Origin of the sequence: Streptomyces solicavernae (assembly GCF_029968095.1) — a bacterium.
In the GTDB taxonomy this organism is placed as follows: Bacteria; Actinomycetota; Actinomycetes; order Streptomycetales; family Streptomycetaceae; genus Streptomyces; species Streptomyces solicavernae.
Genome location: NZ_JASCIR010000009.1, coordinates 134011 through 151202, shown reverse-complemented (window position 1 = coordinate 151202; position 17192 = coordinate 134011). Strand labels below are relative to the sequence as shown.

General features: G+C 72.7%; 17 protein-coding genes. 9 read left to right on the top strand and 8 right to left on the bottom strand.

The genetic code is table 11. The features are described from left to right. Positions 1-29 precede the first annotated feature (29 nt). From QIS99_RS13655 to QIS99_RS13630, 6 genes are all read left to right on the top strand, one after another. Positions 30-1010, top strand: coding sequence for an asparaginase (locus QIS99_RS13655; RefSeq protein WP_282513516.1), 981 nt, complete (start codon positions 30-32; stop codon positions 1008-1010). A gap of 282 nt (positions 1011-1292) precedes the next feature. Further along, positions 1293-2075: an MHYT domain-containing protein gene (locus QIS99_RS13650; RefSeq protein ID WP_282513515.1), complete on the top strand. Its 783-nt coding sequence runs from the start codon at positions 1293-1295 to the stop codon at positions 2073-2075. A 106-nt stretch (positions 2076-2181) separates the two neighbouring features. Continuing rightward, positions 2182-4560, top strand: coding sequence for a sensor histidine kinase (locus QIS99_RS13645; protein ID WP_282513514.1), 2379 nt, complete (start codon positions 2182-2184; stop codon positions 4558-4560). Beyond that, positions 4557-5009, top strand: a complete 453-nt coding sequence (locus QIS99_RS13640) for a roadblock/LC7 domain-containing protein (protein WP_282513513.1) — start codon at positions 4557-4559, stop codon at positions 5007-5009. The genes QIS99_RS13645 and QIS99_RS13640 overlap by 4 nt, the downstream gene beginning before the upstream one ends. Beyond that, positions 5006-5422 carry a DUF742 domain-containing protein gene (locus QIS99_RS13635; protein ID WP_282513512.1) on the top strand — a complete coding sequence of 139 codons (417 nt, stop codon included), beginning with the start codon at positions 5006-5008 and terminating at the stop codon, positions 5420-5422. Before QIS99_RS13640 ends, QIS99_RS13635 begins: the two co-directional genes overlap by 4 nt. Beyond that, positions 5403-5969, top strand: a complete 567-nt coding sequence (locus tag QIS99_RS13630) for a GTP-binding protein (protein ID WP_282513511.1) — start codon at positions 5403-5405, stop codon at positions 5967-5969. Before QIS99_RS13635 ends, QIS99_RS13630 begins: the two co-directional genes overlap by 20 nt. A 91-nt stretch (positions 5970-6060) precedes the next feature. Here QIS99_RS13630 and glnA read toward each other — a convergent pair whose 3' ends face one another. Continuing rightward, positions 6061-7470, bottom strand: coding sequence for a type I glutamate--ammonia ligase (gene glnA, locus QIS99_RS13625; RefSeq protein WP_282513510.1), 1410 nt, complete (start codon positions 7468-7470; stop codon positions 6061-6063). Positions 7471-7681: 211 nt separating this feature from the next. On the opposite strand from glnA, the gene QIS99_RS13620 reads away from it, so the two are divergent. Next, positions 7682-8149: an RDD family protein gene (locus QIS99_RS13620; RefSeq protein WP_282513509.1), complete on the top strand. Its 468-nt coding sequence runs from the start codon at positions 7682-7684 to the stop codon at positions 8147-8149. Positions 8150-8297: 148 nt separating this feature from the next. Here QIS99_RS13620 and QIS99_RS13615 read toward each other — a convergent pair whose 3' ends face one another. From QIS99_RS13615 to lipB, 4 genes are all read right to left on the bottom strand, one after another. Further along, positions 8298-8999 (bottom strand): DUF4191 domain-containing protein, encoded by a 702-nt coding sequence (locus tag QIS99_RS13615; RefSeq protein ID WP_282513508.1) that lies wholly within the window; start codon positions 8997-8999, stop codon positions 8298-8300. Between the two features lie 30 nt (positions 9000-9029). Continuing rightward, on the bottom strand, positions 9030-9227 hold the full coding sequence (locus QIS99_RS13610; RefSeq protein ID WP_282513507.1) for an SCO2195 family GlnR-regulated protein: 198 nt from the start codon (positions 9225-9227) through the stop codon (positions 9030-9032). Between the two features lie 317 nt (positions 9228-9544). Continuing rightward, positions 9545-10510: a lipoyl synthase gene (lipA, locus tag QIS99_RS13605; RefSeq protein ID WP_282513506.1), complete on the bottom strand. Its 966-nt coding sequence runs from the start codon at positions 10508-10510 to the stop codon at positions 9545-9547. A gap of 129 nt (positions 10511-10639) precedes the next feature. Beyond that, positions 10640-11491 carry a lipoyl(octanoyl) transferase LipB gene (lipB, locus tag QIS99_RS13600; protein ID WP_282513505.1) on the bottom strand — a complete coding sequence of 284 codons (852 nt, stop codon included), beginning with the start codon at positions 11489-11491 and terminating at the stop codon, positions 10640-10642. A gap of 277 nt (positions 11492-11768) precedes the next feature. On the opposite strand from lipB, the gene QIS99_RS13595 reads away from it, so the two are divergent. Further along, positions 11769-13211: a regulator gene (locus tag QIS99_RS13595; protein WP_282513504.1), complete on the top strand. Its 1443-nt coding sequence runs from the start codon at positions 11769-11771 to the stop codon at positions 13209-13211. Positions 13212-13250: 39 nt separating this feature from the next. On the opposite strand, the gene QIS99_RS13590 is transcribed toward QIS99_RS13595, so the two are convergent. Both QIS99_RS13590 and QIS99_RS13585 read right to left on the bottom strand, forming a co-directional pair. Then, positions 13251-14621 carry an NAD(P)/FAD-dependent oxidoreductase gene (locus tag QIS99_RS13590; protein ID WP_282513503.1) on the bottom strand — a complete coding sequence of 457 codons (1371 nt, stop codon included), beginning with the start codon at positions 14619-14621 and terminating at the stop codon, positions 13251-13253. A 243-nt stretch (positions 14622-14864) separates the two neighbouring features. Continuing rightward, on the bottom strand, positions 14865-15770 hold the full coding sequence (locus tag QIS99_RS13585) for a TIGR01777 family oxidoreductase (protein ID WP_282513502.1): 906 nt from the start codon (positions 15768-15770) through the stop codon (positions 14865-14867). Between the two features lie 101 nt (positions 15771-15871). Here QIS99_RS13585 and QIS99_RS13580 point away from each other — a divergent pair, with 101 nt between their 5' ends. Continuing rightward, positions 15872-16381, top strand: coding sequence for a GNAT family N-acetyltransferase (locus QIS99_RS13580; protein ID WP_282513501.1), 510 nt, complete (start codon positions 15872-15874; stop codon positions 16379-16381). Between the two features lie 42 nt (positions 16382-16423). On the opposite strand, the gene QIS99_RS13575 is transcribed toward QIS99_RS13580, so the two are convergent. Further along, positions 16424-17041 carry a TetR family transcriptional regulator gene (locus QIS99_RS13575; RefSeq protein WP_282513500.1) on the bottom strand — a complete coding sequence of 206 codons (618 nt, stop codon included), beginning with the start codon at positions 17039-17041 and terminating at the stop codon, positions 16424-16426. Positions 17042-17192 lie beyond the last annotated feature (151 nt).

The window sequence follows — 17192 nt, the reverse complement described above, 5'->3', positions numbered from 1 at the left end:
CCGTGTCCCGCCCCCGAAGGGAACTCCCCGTGACCGTAGCCCTGTTCACCCTCGGCGGGACCATCGCGATGGCGGGCGCCGGTGCGGACGAGCGCGGCGGCACCGTCGTCACCCGCCTCACCGGCGCCGACCTGACCGCGGCCGTGCCCGGGCTCGACATCCCCCTCGACGTCCACGACACCCGGGCCGTCCCCAGCGCGAACCTCACCTTCCGGCACCTCCTCGACCTGGTCGAACAGGCCTCGGAGGCGGTACGCGCGGGCGCGCGCGGCGTCGTCGTCACCCAGGGCACCGACACCCTGGAGGAGAGCGCCTTCCTCGTCGACCTGGTGTGGCCGCACCCCGAGCCGTTCGTCCTCACCGGCGCCATGCGCAACCCCACCCTCGCGGGCCCCGACGGACCCGCCAACCTGCTCGCCGCCGCCCGCACCGCCGCCGCCGACGGGGCCCGCGACCTCGGTGCGCTCGTGGTGCTCGACGACGAGATCCACGCGGCACGTTCCGTCCGCAAGGCGCACGCCACCAGCACGGCCGCGTTCACGTCCCCGAACACCGGCCCCGTCGGCCACGTCATCGAGGGCACGCCCCGCATCCTGACCCGCCCGCCCCGCCGCACCCCGCTCACCCCCGGCACCGCCGACCCCGCCCGCGTCGCCCTGTACACCGTCACCCTCGACGACGACGGCGACGCGCTCACCCGCCTCGGCGAGGACGTCAAGGGCCTGGTGGTCGCGGCCTTCGGCGTCGGGCACGTCCCCGCCGACCTCGCGCCGGTCCTCGGTGACCTCGCCACCCGCATCCCGGTCGTCCTCGTCTCCCGCACCGGCGCCGGGTCCGTCCTGAGCCACACCTACGGCGCCCCCGGCTCCGAGACCGACCTCCAGCGGCGCGGCCTCATCAACGCCGGACTCCTCGACCCGTACAAGGCACGGGTGTTGCTGCGCCTCCTCCTCATGACGGCGGACGTGACGGTGAAGAGCATTGCGGAGACGTTCGCGCGATACGCCTGAGTCCACAGCCTCCTGGCCGAAAACATCCGCCGGAAATGCCCGAGTCGGGCCTGGTCCCGTATGTCCGAAGCACCCCGAGGCGTGGCGTGACAAGAGTCGCACCGACCCGGCGACCAGTCGATTCCCCTTGCCCTGTATGGCCCTTGAACCCGGGGCTTACCCATGGGTAGCGCGTAGTTTCACCCCGAATTTCCGGCCCGAGTGCGGAGATCGTGCGGAGATTCAGTGCGTGCTAGGTTCCCGTCCGACCGGGGGGTCGACCGCTCGAAGCGAGAGGGAACCGTGGGTCACATGCACCACATGGACGGTGGCTGGATCACACCAGTCCTGTCGTACGTCATGGCCGTCGTGGGGGCAGCGCTCGGACTGCGCTGCACCGTGAGGGCGCTGGCCGCCAGGGGGCGGGCCAAGAGGAACTGGCTGATCACCGCGTCCGCCGCGATCGGCGCGGGCATCTGGACGATGCACTTCATCGCGATGCTCGGCTACCACGTCGAGGGCACGCCGATCCGCTACGACATCCCGCTCACCCTGCTGAGCCTCGTCGTCGCGATCGCCGTCGTCGGCGCGGGCGTCTTCATCGCCGGATACGGCGGCTCCCGCGCCCGCTCCGTACTCCTCGGCGGCCTCGGCACCGGACTCGGCGTCGCCGCGATGCACTACATCGGCATGGCCGCCGTGGAACTCAACGGCAGCCTCGCGTACGACCCGACGCTCGTCGCGGCGTCCGTCGTCATCGCCGTCGTCGCCGCGTCCGCCGCCCTGTGGGCCGCGCTCGCCGTACGCGGACCGGTGATCGCGGCCGGTGCCGCCCTCGTCATGGGCCTGGCCGTGAGCAGCATGCACTACACCGGGATGGCCGCGGTCTCCGTCACCGTACGGCCGGGCACCGAGCCCCTCGCGGGCGCCAGCGCGCCCGCGTTCATCCTGCCGCTCGCCGTCGTGCTCGGCTCGTTCCTCTTCCTGACCTGCGCCTTCGTCGCGCTGTCGCCGACCGCCCGGGAGAGCGCCGAGAACGCGGCCGCCGCCCGGCCGCTGCACGAGGTCGAGCTCCCGGCCGCCTGAGCGCGCGCCCGCCCCTCCTTCTCACCCCGCCAGTCCCGCAGGGCCGAGCCGTCCCTCGCCCGCTCAACTCCCGCACCGCCGAGTGCCGTCGAGGAGCCACTCCGTCATGCCCGTACGCCCACGTCTGCCGCTGCCCGAACGGCTGCGCCCCAAGTCGATCAGAGCCAAGGTCGTCACGCTGCTGACGGTTCCGGTGGTCTCCCTGATGGCGCTCTGGGGACACGCCGCGGTCACCACCGCGACCCAGGTCTCGGACGCCGAGCAGCTGAAGCAGGTCAACTCGGCGCTCGTACAGCCGGTTTCCGACTTCACCCGCGCCGTCCAGGACGAGCGCGCCGCCGCCCTCGTGCAGTACGCGGCCCCGGACGCCGCCGCCCGCGGCGCCTACGACGCGGCCAAGTCCCGTACGGACAAGGCCGCCGCGGCCCTGCGCGCGGGCGTACGCTCCAGCAGCACCGACATCGCCGGCATCGACGCCGCCCTGCCGGACCGCATCCAGCGGCTGCTCGCCGGAGCCGACGCGCTCGCCGGGCGGAAGGCTCCGACCCCGTCCGCCGCGCTCGCCCGCTACAGCACCGCCGTCGACCACGGCTTCGCCGTCCGCTCCGCGCTCGCCCGCGCCGACCGCACCGGCACGGCCGCCGACACCCGCGCCGTCCTCGAACTCGCCCGCGCCCGCGAGGCGTTGAGCCGCCAGAACGCCGTGTACGGGGCCGCGCAGGCCGACGGCGCCATGACCGGCGCGCAGTACCGCACCTTCGTCGGCGACGTCGCCCTCCAGCGCAGCCTCACCCGGAGCGCCGCCGCCGACCTCGCGCCGCGCGACGCCGCCGCCTACCGCGCGGTCCTCGACTCCGACTCCGCCGCCGAGCTGCGCACCGCCCAGGACGCGGTGCTCGCCGCGGGCGCCGGAAAGGCCGCCGAAGCCCTGCCCGCCGGGAACTGGCACACCGCAGCCCGCACCACCCTCGCCGGACTCGACCGCGCCGAGCGCGCCACCACCGCACCGGTCGCCTCCGCCGAGCCGTACTCCCTCGCCACCCTGGGCAGTTCGGGCCTCGCCGTGATCCTCGGCCTGCTCGGCGTGGTGCTCGCCCTGATCCTCTCCGTACGCGTCGGGCGCGGCCTCGTCGCCGACCTCACCGGGCTGCGCAACCGCGCCCTCGACCTGGCCGCCACCCGCCTGCCCACCGCCATGCGCCGCATCCACAACGGCGAGGACATCGACCTCGAAGCCGAGGCGCCGCTCGCCCGCACGCCCGTACGGGACGAGATCGGGCAGGTCGGCGCGGCCCTCACCACCGTGCAGCGCGCCGCCCTGCGCGCCGTCGCGGGCCGCGCCGCCGTCCTCACCGGCGTCTCCGGCGTGTACGTCAGCCTCGCGCGGCGCAGCCAGGTGCTGCTCCACCGTCAGCTGGAACTCCTCGACACGATGGAGCGCCGTACCGAGAACCCCACCGACCTCGAAGACCTCTTCCGCCTCGACCACCTGACGACCCGGATGCGCCGGCACGCGGAGTCCCTGCTCATCCTCTCCGGCTCGGCCCCCGGCCGCGCCTGGCGCAACCCGGTGCCGCTGATCGACGCCGTACGCGCGGGCATCGCCGAGACCGCCGACATCGACCGGGTCCAGCTGCACGCCATTCCGGACCTGCGGCTCGCGGGCTCCGCCGTCGCCGACCTGGTCCATCTCGTCGCCGAACTCGCCGAGAACGCCGCCCAGTTCTCGCCGCCGCACACACCCGTGGTGGTGCGCGGCGAGGAGGTCGGGTCCGGGGCGGTCCTGGAGATCGAGGACCGCGGCCTCGGTATGGGCGACGAGGCGCTGGCGGCGGCCAACGAGAAGATCCACGCCGCCGACATCGACCTGCTCGACTCCCGCCGCCTGGGCCTCTTCGTGGTCAACCGCCTCGCCGAACGCCAGCGCCTGGACGTGACGCTGCGCCGCTCGGTGTACGGCGGTATCACGGCGGTCGTCTTCGTACCGAAGGAACTCCTGGAGGCCCCGCATCCGGGTCTGCGCCCGTTGCCGGAGCGACTGGAACGCCGACTGGAGCCGGAGCCGGAGCCGAAGCCGGAGCCGAAGCCGAAGCCGAAGCCGGAACCCCGGCCCACCACCCCGGCCCCCACTCCCACCCCGACCCCCACCCCTCGGGAAGACGGCCTCCCCCGCCGCGTACGCCAGGCGAACATGGCGCCCGAACTGCGCGCACCCGACACCGCACCGGACACCGCACCCGACACCGCACCGGCCACTCCACCAGCCACCGCACCAGCCACCGCACCCCCGGACACCGCACCGGAACCCGGCCGCGAGCTGCCGGGCCGCCGTTCCCCGGAGGCCGCACGCGCCACGATGGCCTCCCTGCGCTCCGGCCGGCACCGCGCCCGCGCCGCCCGCGAGACCGCCGTACCGCACACCCCCCAGACCCCGCACACCCCCCACACCCCGCACACCGACGACGAAGGACAAGGACCCCGATGACCCCGACGTACACCGTCACCAACCTCGGCGGCGGCGACCGGTCCGGCGGCGAGGGCCGCGGCGGCGTCGACTGGCTCCTCGACGAGCTGGTCGACCGGATCGCCGAGGTCCGCCACGCGGTGATGCTCTCCGGCGACGGCCTGTGCGTGGGCGCCTCCAGCGGCATGGGCCGCGACGAGTCGGAACGCTTCTCGGCGATCGCCTCCGGCTTCCACTCCCTGGCCAAGGGCGCGGGCCGGCACTTCGACGCGGGCGGAGTCGTCCAGACGATGGTCGAGCTGCAGGGCGGCTTCCTGTTCGTGGTCGCCGCCGGGGACGGCTCCTGCCTCGCCGTGTTCACGGACGGGCACGCGGACATCGGCCTGGTGGCGTACGAAATGGCCCTCCTGGTGGACCGCGTACGCGAACACCTCGGCGTCCCCACCCGCACGGACGGCGAGACCCCATGACGGACGACGCAGAGCCGCGCCCGGGGGACGCCTGGACCGACCGGTACGACGACGAGGCAGGACCGCTCGTACGCCTCTACGCCATGACGGCCGGCCGGGCCCGCACCGCCAACGGCGCGGAGCGGGTGGACCTGATGGCGATCGTGCGCACGACCCCCGACGGCCCGCCCCCGACCGGGCCCCTGCCTCCCGAACAGCGCGACCTCCTCGCCCTGTGCGCCCAAGGCCCACGCCCGGTGGCCGACCTGGCCTCGGACTCGAACCTCCCCCTCGGCGTCGTACGCGTCCTGCTCGGCGACCTGACCGCCGCCGGACTGATCACCGTCACCTCGCCGGACGCCGCCCCGCAGACCAGCACCCGCCCCGACGCCCACCTTCTGCGAGAAGTGATCCATGGCCTACGAGCACTCTGACCGCGTCCCGTTCACCGCCCTGAAGCTCCTCATCGCCGGTGGCTTCGGCGTCGGGAAGACGACGCTGGTGGAGTCGGTGAGCGAGATTCGCCCGCTGCGTACGGAGGAACAGCTGACGGAGGCCTCCCGCCCGGTCGACGACCTGGCGGGCGTGTCCACCAAGACCACGACCACGGTCGCGATGGACTTCGGCCGCATCACCCTCCGCGAGAACCTCGCCCTCTACGTCTTCGGCACCCCGGGCCAGGACCGCTTCTGGTTCGTCTGGGACGAGCTGGCCACCGGCTGCCTCGGCGCGGTCGTCCTCGCCGACACCCGCCGCCTGGCCGACTCCTTCCCGGCGGTGGACTACTTCGAGAGCCGGAACATCCCGTTCATCGTCGCGGTCAACTGCTTCGACGGAATCCGCACCCACACCCCCGAAGCCGTCGCCGCCGCCCTGGACCTCTCTTTGACCACCCCCGTACTCCTCTGCGACGTGCGCGACCGCGAGTCCGGCAAGGACGTCTTGATCTCCCTGGTCGAACACGTCCTGGCCCAACCCTGAACGTCACCATGCCGGCCACACGGCAGGAACGGCGAAGGCCGCCGCCCCTCAGAGGGGCGGCGGCCTTCGTACGCGTGGGCGTATCCGCGGTTTAGAGGTCGAAGTACAGCTCGAACTCGTGCGGGTGCGGGCGCAGCTGGATCGGGGCGATCTCGTTGGTGCGCTTGTAGTCGATCCACGTCTCGATCAGGTCGGACGTGAAGACGCCGCCCTGCTGCAGGTACTCGTTGTCCGCCTCCAGGGCGTCGAGGACCGCGGGAAGGGAGGTCGGGACCTGCTGGACGTTGGCGTGCTCCTCGGGAGCGAGCTCGTACAGGTCCTTGTCGATCGGCTCGGCCGGCTCGATCTTGTTCTTGACGCCGTCCAGGCCGGCGAGCAGCAGCGCCGAGAAGGCCAGGTACGGGTTGGAGGACGGGTCCGGGGCGCGGAACTCGACGCGCTTGGCCTTCGGGTTCGAGCCGGTGATCGGGATACGCATGGCCGCGGAGCGGTTGCGCTGCGAGTACACCATGTTGACCGGGGCCTCGAAGCCGGGCACCAGGCGGTGGTACGAGTTCACCGTCGGGTTGGTGAAGGCGAGCAGCGACGGGGCGTGCTTGAGGATGCCGCCGATGTAGTAGCGGGCGGTGTCCGAGAGGCCCGCGTAGCCCTGCTCGTCGTAGAAGAGCGGGTTGCCGCCCTGCCACAGCGACTGGTGGACGTGCATGCCCGAGCCGTTGTCACCGAAGATCGGCTTCGGCATGAAGGTCGCGGTCTTGCCGTTGCGCCAGGCGACGTTCTTCACGATGTACTTGAAGAGCATCAGGTCGTCGGCCGCGGCGAGCAGCGTGTTGAACTTGTAGTTGATCTCGGCCTGGCCGGCGGTGCCGACCTCGTGGTGCTGGCGCTCGACCTGCAGGCCGGCGTTCTCCAGCTCCAGGGAGATCTCCGAGCGCAGGTCGGCGAAGTGGTCGACCGGCGGGGCCGGGAAGTAGCCGCCCTTGTAACGGACCTTGTAGCCGCGGTTGTTCTCCTCCGCACCGGTGTTCCAGGCGCCCGCCTCGGAGTCGATGTGGTAGAAGCCCTGGTTCGCGGAGGTCTCGAAGCGGACCGAGTCGAACACGTAGAACTCGGCCTCGGGGCCGAAGAACGCGGTGTCGGCGATGCCGGTCGACGCGAGGTACGCCTCGGCCTTCTTCGCGATGTTGCGCGGGTCGCGGCTGTACTGCTCGCCCGTGATCGGGTCGTGGATGAAGAAGTTGATGTTCAGCGTCTTGTCGCGGCGGAACGGGTCCACGCGGGCCGTCGACAGGTCGGCGCGCAGCGCCATGTCCGACTCGTGGATGGCCTGGAAGCCGCGGATCGACGAGCCGTCGAAGGCCAGCTCCTCGGACGGGTCGAACGCCGTCGCCGGGATCGTGAAGTGCTGCATCACGCCCGGGAGGTCGCAGAACCTGACGTCGACCATCTTGACGTCATTGTCCTTGATGAACTTCTTGGCATCGTCGGCGTTCTGGAACATCCGGCTCCTCCTACTCCCGGTCCGGGGTGGAGCCGGGGAAATCTCGCTTGAGTGCGGCCAGTGCGGTGGCACACGCTGGTCCTGACCATAAGGACGGGGGATTTCTCAAGCATGACCCATTTGTTTCGTCGAAGTTAACCGAACGACGGGCCGCGCGCTCTTCCACGACCCGGCCTCCGGGGTGCGAAAGGGGGCGCAGTACCGTGGACGGGTGGACAACAGACAGGCAATCGGATCGTGGCTCTCCGGCCCCCGCCAGGCGGCCGAGGACATGGGCGCCGACTTCGGTTACCGGGGCCAGCAGCTGGGTCTGCCCGAGGAGGGCCCCGGCGCCATCGCCCCGCTCGGCCGCCGTTTCGGAGCGGTCGTCGTCGACTGGGCCGCGTGCATGCTGATCGCATACGGCCTCTTCGCTCAGGGCAACCAGCAGGCGATGGGCAACTGGGCCCTCGGCATCTTCTTCGTCCTGAGCGTGCTCACCGTCGGCACGGTCGGCTCCACCCCGGGCAAGCGGATGTTCGGCCTGCGCGTGGTCGGCGAGGACGGCGGCCGCGTGGGCATCGGCCGCGTACTGCTCCGCAGCCTGCTCCTGTGCCTGGCCATCCCGGCCCTGATCTGGGACCGCGACGGCCGCGGCCTCCACGACCGCCTGGCGAAGGCGGTCCAGGTCCGCATCTAGAGTCCGCGTCCGGTCGGCATCTGTCCGGCCACCTGTCCGTGCCCGGGTTGAATTCAGCCCGTCCAGAACATCCGCATACGCCGATGGGGCGCCGGGAACCAGTCAAGTTCCCAGCGCCCCATCAGCGTAGAAAGACAAGCGGGCAGCGTCACCGCATCTTGCCGCCCCCCTTGGGCATCCGCATCCCCTTGGGCATCGGACCCTTCGGCAGCGGCATGTTGCTCATCAGGTCGCCCATCGCCTTCAGCCGGTCGTTGGTCTGCGTGACCTGCGGGCCGGCGAGCACGCGCGGGAGCTTCAGCATCGTCGTGCGGAGCTTCTTCAGCGGGACCTGGCCCTCGCCGTTGCCGACGACGAAGTCGTGCACCGGTACGTCGACGACGATCCGGGCCATCTTCTTCTTCTCGGCCGCGAGCAGACCCTTGAGCCGGTTCGGGTTGCCCTCGCCGATCAGGACGATGCCGGCCTTGCCGACCGCGCGGTGCACGACGTCCTGGCTGCGGTTCATCGCCACCGCCGGGGTCGTGGTCCAGCCGCGGCCGACGTTGTCGAGCACCGCGGCCGCCGCACCGGGCTGTCCCTCCATCTGCCCGAACGCAGCCTTCTCGGCCCGGCGGCCGAAGACGATCGCCATCGCCAGGAAGGCCAGCAGCGCACCGAGGATGCCCAGATAGACCGGGTACCCGATGAGGAAACCGATTCCGAGAAGGACACCGAAGGTGACGATTCCCACTGCGGCTAGAACGAGACCGATCTTGGAGTCGGCCCGCCGGGTCATCTTGTACGTGAGAGCGATCTGCTTGAGCCGCCCTGGGTTCGCAGCGCTCGCTGCGTCGTCCTTCCTCGCCATGTCTCGAAGTTTACGTGCCCTTCGAACGGACTACGACGTGCGGGCCGCCTCAAGCACCCGCTGGGCCTCGACGCGGTCCTTGGCGCGGCGCCGGTCCTCGACGACCGAGGACCACGCGTTGCGGCGGGCGGTGCGCTGGCCGCCGCCCATCAGGAGCGACTCGACGGCGCGCAGGGCGTCGGTGACGGAAGGGATGGCGGTGGCGCGTACGGGGGGCGCGGCCTGCATGGCGGGGTCCCTCTCTGGAAGACCGGACGGAGCGGGAAGTGCGCGGGGGGTACGTGGCGTAGTGCCAGCGTCACTGATTGGTGTTACCAGCGCATGACCGGCCGGTCAAACACCTATGAAGCCGCGATGTGGGCCCGATGCGCGCTCCGCGAAAGCCGACACGGCCCGTACGGCGCCCCTGCCTGCGGGGACCGTACGGGCCGCGCCACCCAAGCCGTTACCGGCCAGTAGTCACTTGTGCGGGATTTCACACGACCCTGAGGTCCGCGGCTGCCAGCAGCTCACCCGGCCGCTCACCCAGCCCCTCACCCGGCCGCTCACACCGCCTGCGAGGCCGCCTGCTCACCACGCTTCTCGCGGGCCATCCGGAACAGCCGGCCCGCGCGGTACGAGGAGCGGACCAGCGGCCCGGACATCACACCGGAGTAGCCGATCTCCTCGGCCTCCTCCTGCAGCTCCACGAACTCCTGCGGCTTGACCCAGCGCTCCACGGGGTGGTGGCGCACGGTCGGGCGCAGGTACTGCGTGATCGTGATGAGCTCGCAGCCCGCGTCGTGCAGCTGCTGCAGCGCCTCGCTGATCTCCTCGCGGGTCTCGCCCATGCCGAGGATCAGGTTGGACTTCGTGACCAGGCCGTCGTTGCGGGCCTCGGTGATGACCTTGAGCGAGCGCTCGAAGCGGAAGCCGGGGCGGATCCGCTTGAAGATCCGCGGCACCGTCTCCACGTTGTGCGCGAGCACCTCGGGGCGGGACGAGAAGACCTCGGCCAGCTGGTCGGGCTCGGCGTTGAAGTCGGGGATGAGCAGCTCGACCTTGGTCTGGCCGGCCTCGCGCTCCGCCGTCATCGCGTGGATCTGGCGCACCGTCTCCGCGTACAGCCAGGCGCCGCCGTCCTCCAGGTCGTCGCGGGCGACGCCGGTGATGGTGGCGTAGTTCAGGTCCATCTTGACGACGGACTCACCGACGCGACGCGGCTCGTCGACGTCGAGGGCCTGCGGCTTGCCCGTGTCGATCTGGCAGAAGTCACAGCGCCGTGTGCACTGGTCACCGCCGATGAGGAACGTGGCCTCGCGGTCCTCCCAGCACTCAAAGATGTTCGGACAGCCCGCTTCCTGGCACACGGTGTGCAGACCCTCGCTCTTGACGAGGTTGTGCAGGTCCTTGTACTCGGGGCCCATCTTCGCCCGGGTCTTGATCCACTCGGGCTTGCGCTCGATGGGGGTCTGGCTGTTGCGGACCTCCAGGCGCAGCATCTTGCGTCCGTCGGGTGCGACTGCGGACACGACCGGCTCCCTACAGCTTCGATTCTTCGGCGTACACCAGGGTACGCCCGTTGTTCGTACGCTCTTCAGTGCGGCCAACCTGTGGACGGCCGCCCGCATTCCCGGGCCTTGCCTCGGCCGTCCCTCGGTTCAGGCGGCCTGCTGTGGCTCCGGCTCCGGCTCCGGCTGTGGCTCCGGCTCCGGTTCCGGCTCGCGCACGATCTCGCGCGGCTTGAGCTCCGCGTTCTCCAGTACGTCCCGCAGGTGCCTCTCGACGACCGGCAGGACCTCGTCGATGGTGACGTCCCGGCCCAGCTCGTTCGCGAGCGAGGCGACGCCCGCGTCCCGGATACCGCACGGCACGATCTTGTCGAACTCGGTGTTGTCCGGGTTCACGTTCAGCGCGAAGCCGTGCATCGTGACGCCCTTGGCGACGCGGATGCCGATCGCGGCGAGCTTGCGGTCCTCCCGGCGCTGGCCCGCGTTGGACGGCGCGTACTCCGGACCGTTCATCCGAGGGTCGAACTCCTCGTCCTGCAGCCGCGGATCGAAGTCCAGGGAAAGCCCGCCGAGGTGCTGCGCGGCGGGTTCCGTGGCGTCGCCGAGCACCCACACACCGCTGCGCCCCTCGACCCGGCTGGTCTCCACGCCGAACTCGGCGCACGCGCGGATCAGCGCCTCCTCCAGGCGGCGCACATGCGCGACGACGTCCACCGGGCGCGGCAGCTTCAGGATCGGGTAGCCGACGAGCTGGCCCGGACCGTGCCAGGTGATCTTGCCGCCGCGGTCCACGTCGACCACCGGGGTGCCGTCGAGCGGCCGCTCGTTGTCGGCGGTACGGCGGCCCGCGGTGTAGACGGAGGGGTGCTCCAGGAGCAGGCAGGTGTCGGGCGCCTCGTCGGCGAAGCGGGCGGCGTGCACCCGGCGCTGCTCCTCCCAGGCCTGCACATAGTCGACCTTGTCCGGGCCGAAGCCCAGACGTACGAACCGCAGCTCACTCACGGCAAGCGCCTCCCTGAAAACTTTCACCGTGCACGTTTCGCGCCAGGCGTCGTGGACCCGCGAAGATCCGCCGGACAGGCCCTGGCCACTGTACGACCCGGCGCAGTACCCGTTCGAGTCGCCCGTGACGGCCGAAACCCGTCACATCCTCGCCCAATCCTCACACGATCGGATGAATGCGGGGCCAGGCTCGCGATGCGGGCGTCGCAGGCCGCTAAATTCGCGCCGTTCCATGAGGGCTGCACACCGGCCCGGAAGGCAGGAGACCGTAGAGCCGATGACGGATCGACCCCCGCAGCGCACGCCCAACCGCCAACTAGCCGCGCTGATCGCCGAGGCCGGCTTCTCCAATGCGGGGCTTGCCCGCAGGGTCGATCAGCTGGGCCTGGAGCACGGACTCGACCTGCGCTACGACAAGACCTCCGTGACCCGCTGGCTGCGCGGCCAGCAGCCCCGCGGCACGACGCCCGCCCTGATCGCCGAGGTCTTCACCCGCAGACTCGGCCGCCGCCTCTCCGCCCAGGACCTCGGCCTCGACGCCTGCGCGCCGGTCTACGCGGGCCTGGAGTTCGCCGGCACGCCCGAGGAGGCCGTCGACATCGTCAGCGGCCTGTGGCGCAAGGACTCCGGCAGCCACGCCGAGCTGCAGAAGATCGCCTTCACTCCGGCCGGTCTCGTCGTGCCCAGCCGGGACTGGCTGATCGGCCGCGCCGACGAGCGGGTCGGCCGCGGCGAACCGGCGAACGGCGCCCGGGTCCCCGCCCAGGGCCGCGCCTCCGTGCCCCGCCAGCGCAGCCAGACCGAGCGCGGCCCGGGGCAGAGGGTCACCGGCGGCGACATCGCGGCGCTCCGCTCCGTCGGCGAACTCTTCCGCGCCCTCGACCACGCCTACGGCGGCGGCCACGCCCGCCAGGCCCTCGTGCGGTATCTGGAACACGAGGCCGAGCCGATGCTGCGCGGGGTGTACGGCGAGCAGACCGGCCGCAGGCTCTTCTCCGCGGCCGCCGACCTGACCCGGCTCGCGGGCTGGACCTCGTACGACATCGCGGCGCACGGGCTCGCGCAGCGGTACTTCGTGCAGGCGCTGCGGCTCGCGCAGGCGGCCGGGGACCGGGCGTACGGCAGCTATGTGCTGGTGACGATGAGCAGGCAGGCGGTCTATCTCGGGCACGGGCGGGAGGCGGTGCAGCTCGCGCGGGTCGCCCAGCAGGGCGTGGGCGCGGCGGCGCCGCCGGCGGTGCAGGCGCTGCTGCACGCGGTGGAGGCGCGCGGACACGGCGTACTCGGCGAGGTCCGCGCCTGCACGGGCGCTCTCGTACGGGCCGAACGCGCCCTCGAAGCCGCCCGGCCCGGGGACGAAGTGCCGCACTGGGCACGGTTCTTCGACGAGGCGCAGCTCGCCGACGAGTTCGGGCACTGCCACCGCGACCTGCAGCAGTACCGGGCGGCCGCGCAGCACGCGGAGCGCTCGCTGCATCTGCGCGCGCCCGCGTTCGCCCGCTCGCGCCTGTTCAGCCGCGTCGTCCTGGCCACGGCCCGCCTCGGCCTCGGCGAGCTGGACCAGGCCTGCGCCCTCGGCGCGGAGGCGGCCCAGCAGGCCGCGGAGATGCGGTCGGCCCGCGCGCTTGAGTACGTACGGGACTTCGAGCGGCGGCTTGAGCCGTACCGGGACGCGATGCCGGTGCGGGGGTATCGGGACCGGGTGGCGGCGATCGGCTGAGACCCGACAGGGGCGCGGGGAGAAGGCCGCCCGCAGGGCCTACGCCGCAGCCCGCACCGCCTCCGCCCGCACCGAAACCCCCAGATCCCGCAGTACCGCCCGCGCCGCCCGCCGCCCCGAGTGCAGGGCGCCCTGGACCGTGCTGGTGTCGCGGTGGTCGCCGCACACGTACAGGCCCGCGAGGATCCGGACCTGGCGGCGCGGGTCGTGCGGGACGGGCATCGCGGGGACGGCCTCCGGGTCGTGGTGGACGGCGAGCAGGTCCCAGCCGGACGTGGACGTGCCGTAGAGCCGGGCGAGTTGGGCCCGTACGTCCCGCTCGGCGGGGGGCGGGCCGTGGACCACGGATGTGATCAGGGCGCGTCCGGCCGGGGCGCGGGCCGGGTCGACCTCGCTCATCACGGCCGTGTGCGCGACGGGTCCCGAGCGGTCGGCGTCGAGGAGCAACGCGGGCTCGGCGAGCGGCGGTTCGGGCGCGCTGTGGTGCAGCACGGTCACCGCGTGGAACGCCGGCATCCGCAGTCCGGGCAGCAGCTCGGCGGCCTGCCGCGCCCCGGTCGCCAACAGCACGGAACGGCACCGGAGTTCACCGTGGTCGGCGGTGCGCAGGGAGGTGGTGGCGACCTCCACCGCCTTCACCCCGGTCTGCACCGTGCCCGGCGGCAGCGCGGCCGCGAGCAGGGCGGGCAAGGTGTCGGCGCCGCCCCCGGGAACGCACAGCCGGCCCCGGGCGAAGCCCCGCAGCGCGAGGTCGGCGCAGCGGCTGGACGTGTCCAGGTCCGGGTCGCAGAGCAGCGCGGCGAGCAGCGGGCGCAGAAAGCCGTCGACGGTACGGGCGGGCAGTCCGCGGCTCGACAGGGCCTGGGCGGTGGACAGTTCGGGCCGGGTGAGCAGCCGGTCCACCGGGGTGGCCGCGAGCCGGGTCAGGGCGGCGCCGAGCCGGGCGTGGTCGAGCGGTCCGCCCAGGGCGGGGCGGGCGCGCTGCGGCCGGAGCGCGGGGCGCGGCGCCCGTGGCGCGGCGGCCAGCGCACGCGCGGCGCTGAGTGCGCCCCGTGCGCCCCTCGCGCTCCGGCGCCCGCTGAGCGCCGTGCTCAGCGCGCTCCCCGCCTCCCAGGTGCGGTGGACCCGGCCGCCGCTGTGGACCAGGACGCCGGGTGCGAACGCACGCAGCGCCAGGGCGTCCAGGGCCGGGGTGCGACGCAGTTCGGGATCGGCCGTGGAGAGCAGCCGGCCGATCCGGTCGAGCCGGAATCCATCGATCCGTTCGGTGCTCATCCGGCCGCCGACAGCGGGAGCCGCCTCCAGGACGACGGTGCTCACCCCTGCCTCGGTCAGCCGGAGTGCGGCGGAGAGCCCGGCGACCCCGGCTCCCACGATGACGACGTCCGCCTGTTCCGCGGGCTCCTGCACGTGCCCCTCCCCAGGTTGCGGCTGCTGGGGTCGTGATGCCCCAACTCGACCCGGGAATACCCGAGTTCGGCACGAGGTTAGGAGCGGATTCGGTCAGGTGCAGTCGCGCATGCACCGGGCACGGTCGCACGAGGTCGCATTCGGTCGCATCCGTCTCCTTCCGGGCGTACGCCGCCTCCTTCCGGGCGTACGCCGTCTCCTTCCGGGCGTACGCCGGGGCGCATCGGGGGGTGCGGCCGTCGCTCAGCTGCGCAGCGCCGCGCGTACGGCGGCGTCGATCGTCGGGAACGCGAAGCGGAAGCCCGACTCCAACAGGCGGGTGGGCAGCACGCGTTGGCTGCCGAGCACGTCGGAGGCCAGTTCGCCGAGGACCAGGCGGAGGGCGGGCGCGGGCGCAGGGAAGAGGGTGGGCCGGTGCAGGGCGCGGCCCATCGCGGCCGTCACCTCGCGGTTGGTCACCGGGTGCGGCGCCGTCACGTTGACCGGCCCGGACAGCGAGTCCGTGTCGAGGAGATGGCGCAGCGCGGCCACCTCGTCGTGTCGGGCCACGAAGCTCCAGTACTGCCTGCCGTCGCCGAGCCGGCCGCCGAGCCCGGCCTTGAACAGCGGGAACATCCGCGCCCAGGCGCCGCCCTCGCGCGCGACCACCAGGCCGGTGCGGGGGAACACGGTGCGCACCCCGGCCTCCACCGCGGGGCCCGCCGCCTCCTCCCACTCCACGCACAGGGACGGCAGAAAACCGTCGCCCGCGGGCGCGCTCTCGTCCACCGCGCGGTCGCCGGTGTCGCCGTAGTAGCCGACCGCGCTGCCGTTCAGGAAGACCCGCGGCGGGGTGTCCAGGGAGGCCACGGCCTCGGCGAGCGCGGCGGTGCCGAGCACCCGGCTGTCCCGCAGTTCCCGCTTGTACGCGTCCGTCCAGCGGTGGTCGCCGATCCCGGCCCCGGCCAGGTTGACCACGGCGTCGCAGCCCGCGAGCCCCGCTGTGTCCACGTACTGACGCTTCGGGTCCCACTCGACCTCGTCCGGGGAGTCGGCCCGGTGGCGGACCAGGCGCACGACCTGGTGCCCGTCCGCGACGAGCGAGCGTGCGAGGGCCGATCCGATGAGACCGGATGCGCCCGCGACGGCGATGCGCTGTTTGGCGTCCATGGGCCCATCCTGCCCACAGGCGACGGGAGTCGGCACATACGGCAGGGCCCGTTCTGCGCCGCCCGGCCGGGATGTCAGTGCCGGGTCCTACGCTGGCGGGCATGCCGTTCGACGATGCCCGTGAGGCCTGCGACACCCGCATCCGCCCCGCCCTGCCGTCCGACGAGAGCGCGCTGGCCGCGCTCGACCGGGAGGCCTGGTCGCGGCTGCACGCGGTGACGCCGAGACCCGCGCCGGACGCGCCGTTCTTCGACGAACGGCACGCCCCGGAGGACTTCCTGGTGGCCGCCGACGAGGACGGGATATCCGGCTATGTGCGCCTGGTGCCGCCCACCTCGCTTGCCGTCAACGCCCATGTGCGGCAGATACAGGGCCTGGCCGTCGCCGTCCGTGCGCGCGGCCGGGGCCTCGGCCGCGCCCTGGTCGCGGCGGCCTGCGAGCTCGCCCGCGCGCAGGGCGCGAGCCGCGTCACGCTCCGCGTGCTCGGCCACAACGCCCCGGCCCGCGCGCTCTACGCGGCGGCGGGCTTCGCGGTGGAGGGCGTGCTGCCGGGAGAGTTCCTGATCGACGGGGCGTACGTGGACGATGTGCTCATGGGGCGCGCCCTCTGACTCCTGCGAGGGGTGGGCCGCCGCTGCGAGGCCGTGGGCCCGTCAGGCGGGCATGAGCTCCCGGAGGCAGCGCAGGGCGAGCTCGGCGGGCGCGCCGGGTCCTCGTACGGCCGTGTCCTCCCGCTCCGCCCAGGTCTCCAGGGCGATCCGGATCGAGGCCGTCGCCGCGGCCGCCGTGAGGCGGACCCGCAGCGGGTCCGGGTCCGGGCCCGTCAGGGCGGCGACCACCGGCCCGAGCCGTTCCTCGGACTCCTGGTTCACGCGGTACCAGACCGCCCGCAGCGCCGGGTCCCCGGCGGCGGCGCGGAGCAGTCCGCGGGTCTGCCGCAGCCCGTCGGCGGCCGCGTCGTCCGTGGGCGTGAGGGCGTCCGCGACGGCCGCGTCCAGGGCTTCGGCGAGCGGGACGCCGGGTTCCGTCGCGGCGAGGCTGGCGCGCCACTGGTCACCGCCGACCGCGAGCAGCGGGCCGACGGCGTCCTGCTTGTTGCGGAAGTACCGGTAGAAGGTGCGCAGTCCGACGCCCGCGCGGGCGGCGATCGCCTCGGTCGTCGTGGCGTCCGGGCCGAGTTCGGTGAACAGCTCGGCTGCGGCGTGCGCGATCTCCAGCTGGGTGGCCGCCTTGCGGCGCTCGGTCAAAGAGGTGCTCGCGGAGGTGCTCACGCCGGAAGCGTACGCCCCGATCGCGCCCCAGACGCCATTGTGGCGCACATCGCCATCATGGCAAACCGTGCCACGCAGGCGTACTCTGCGAGAAGGGAAGCCGGGCAGAGCCGGAGAGAACCCGGAGAGAACCCGGAGAGAACAGAGCAGG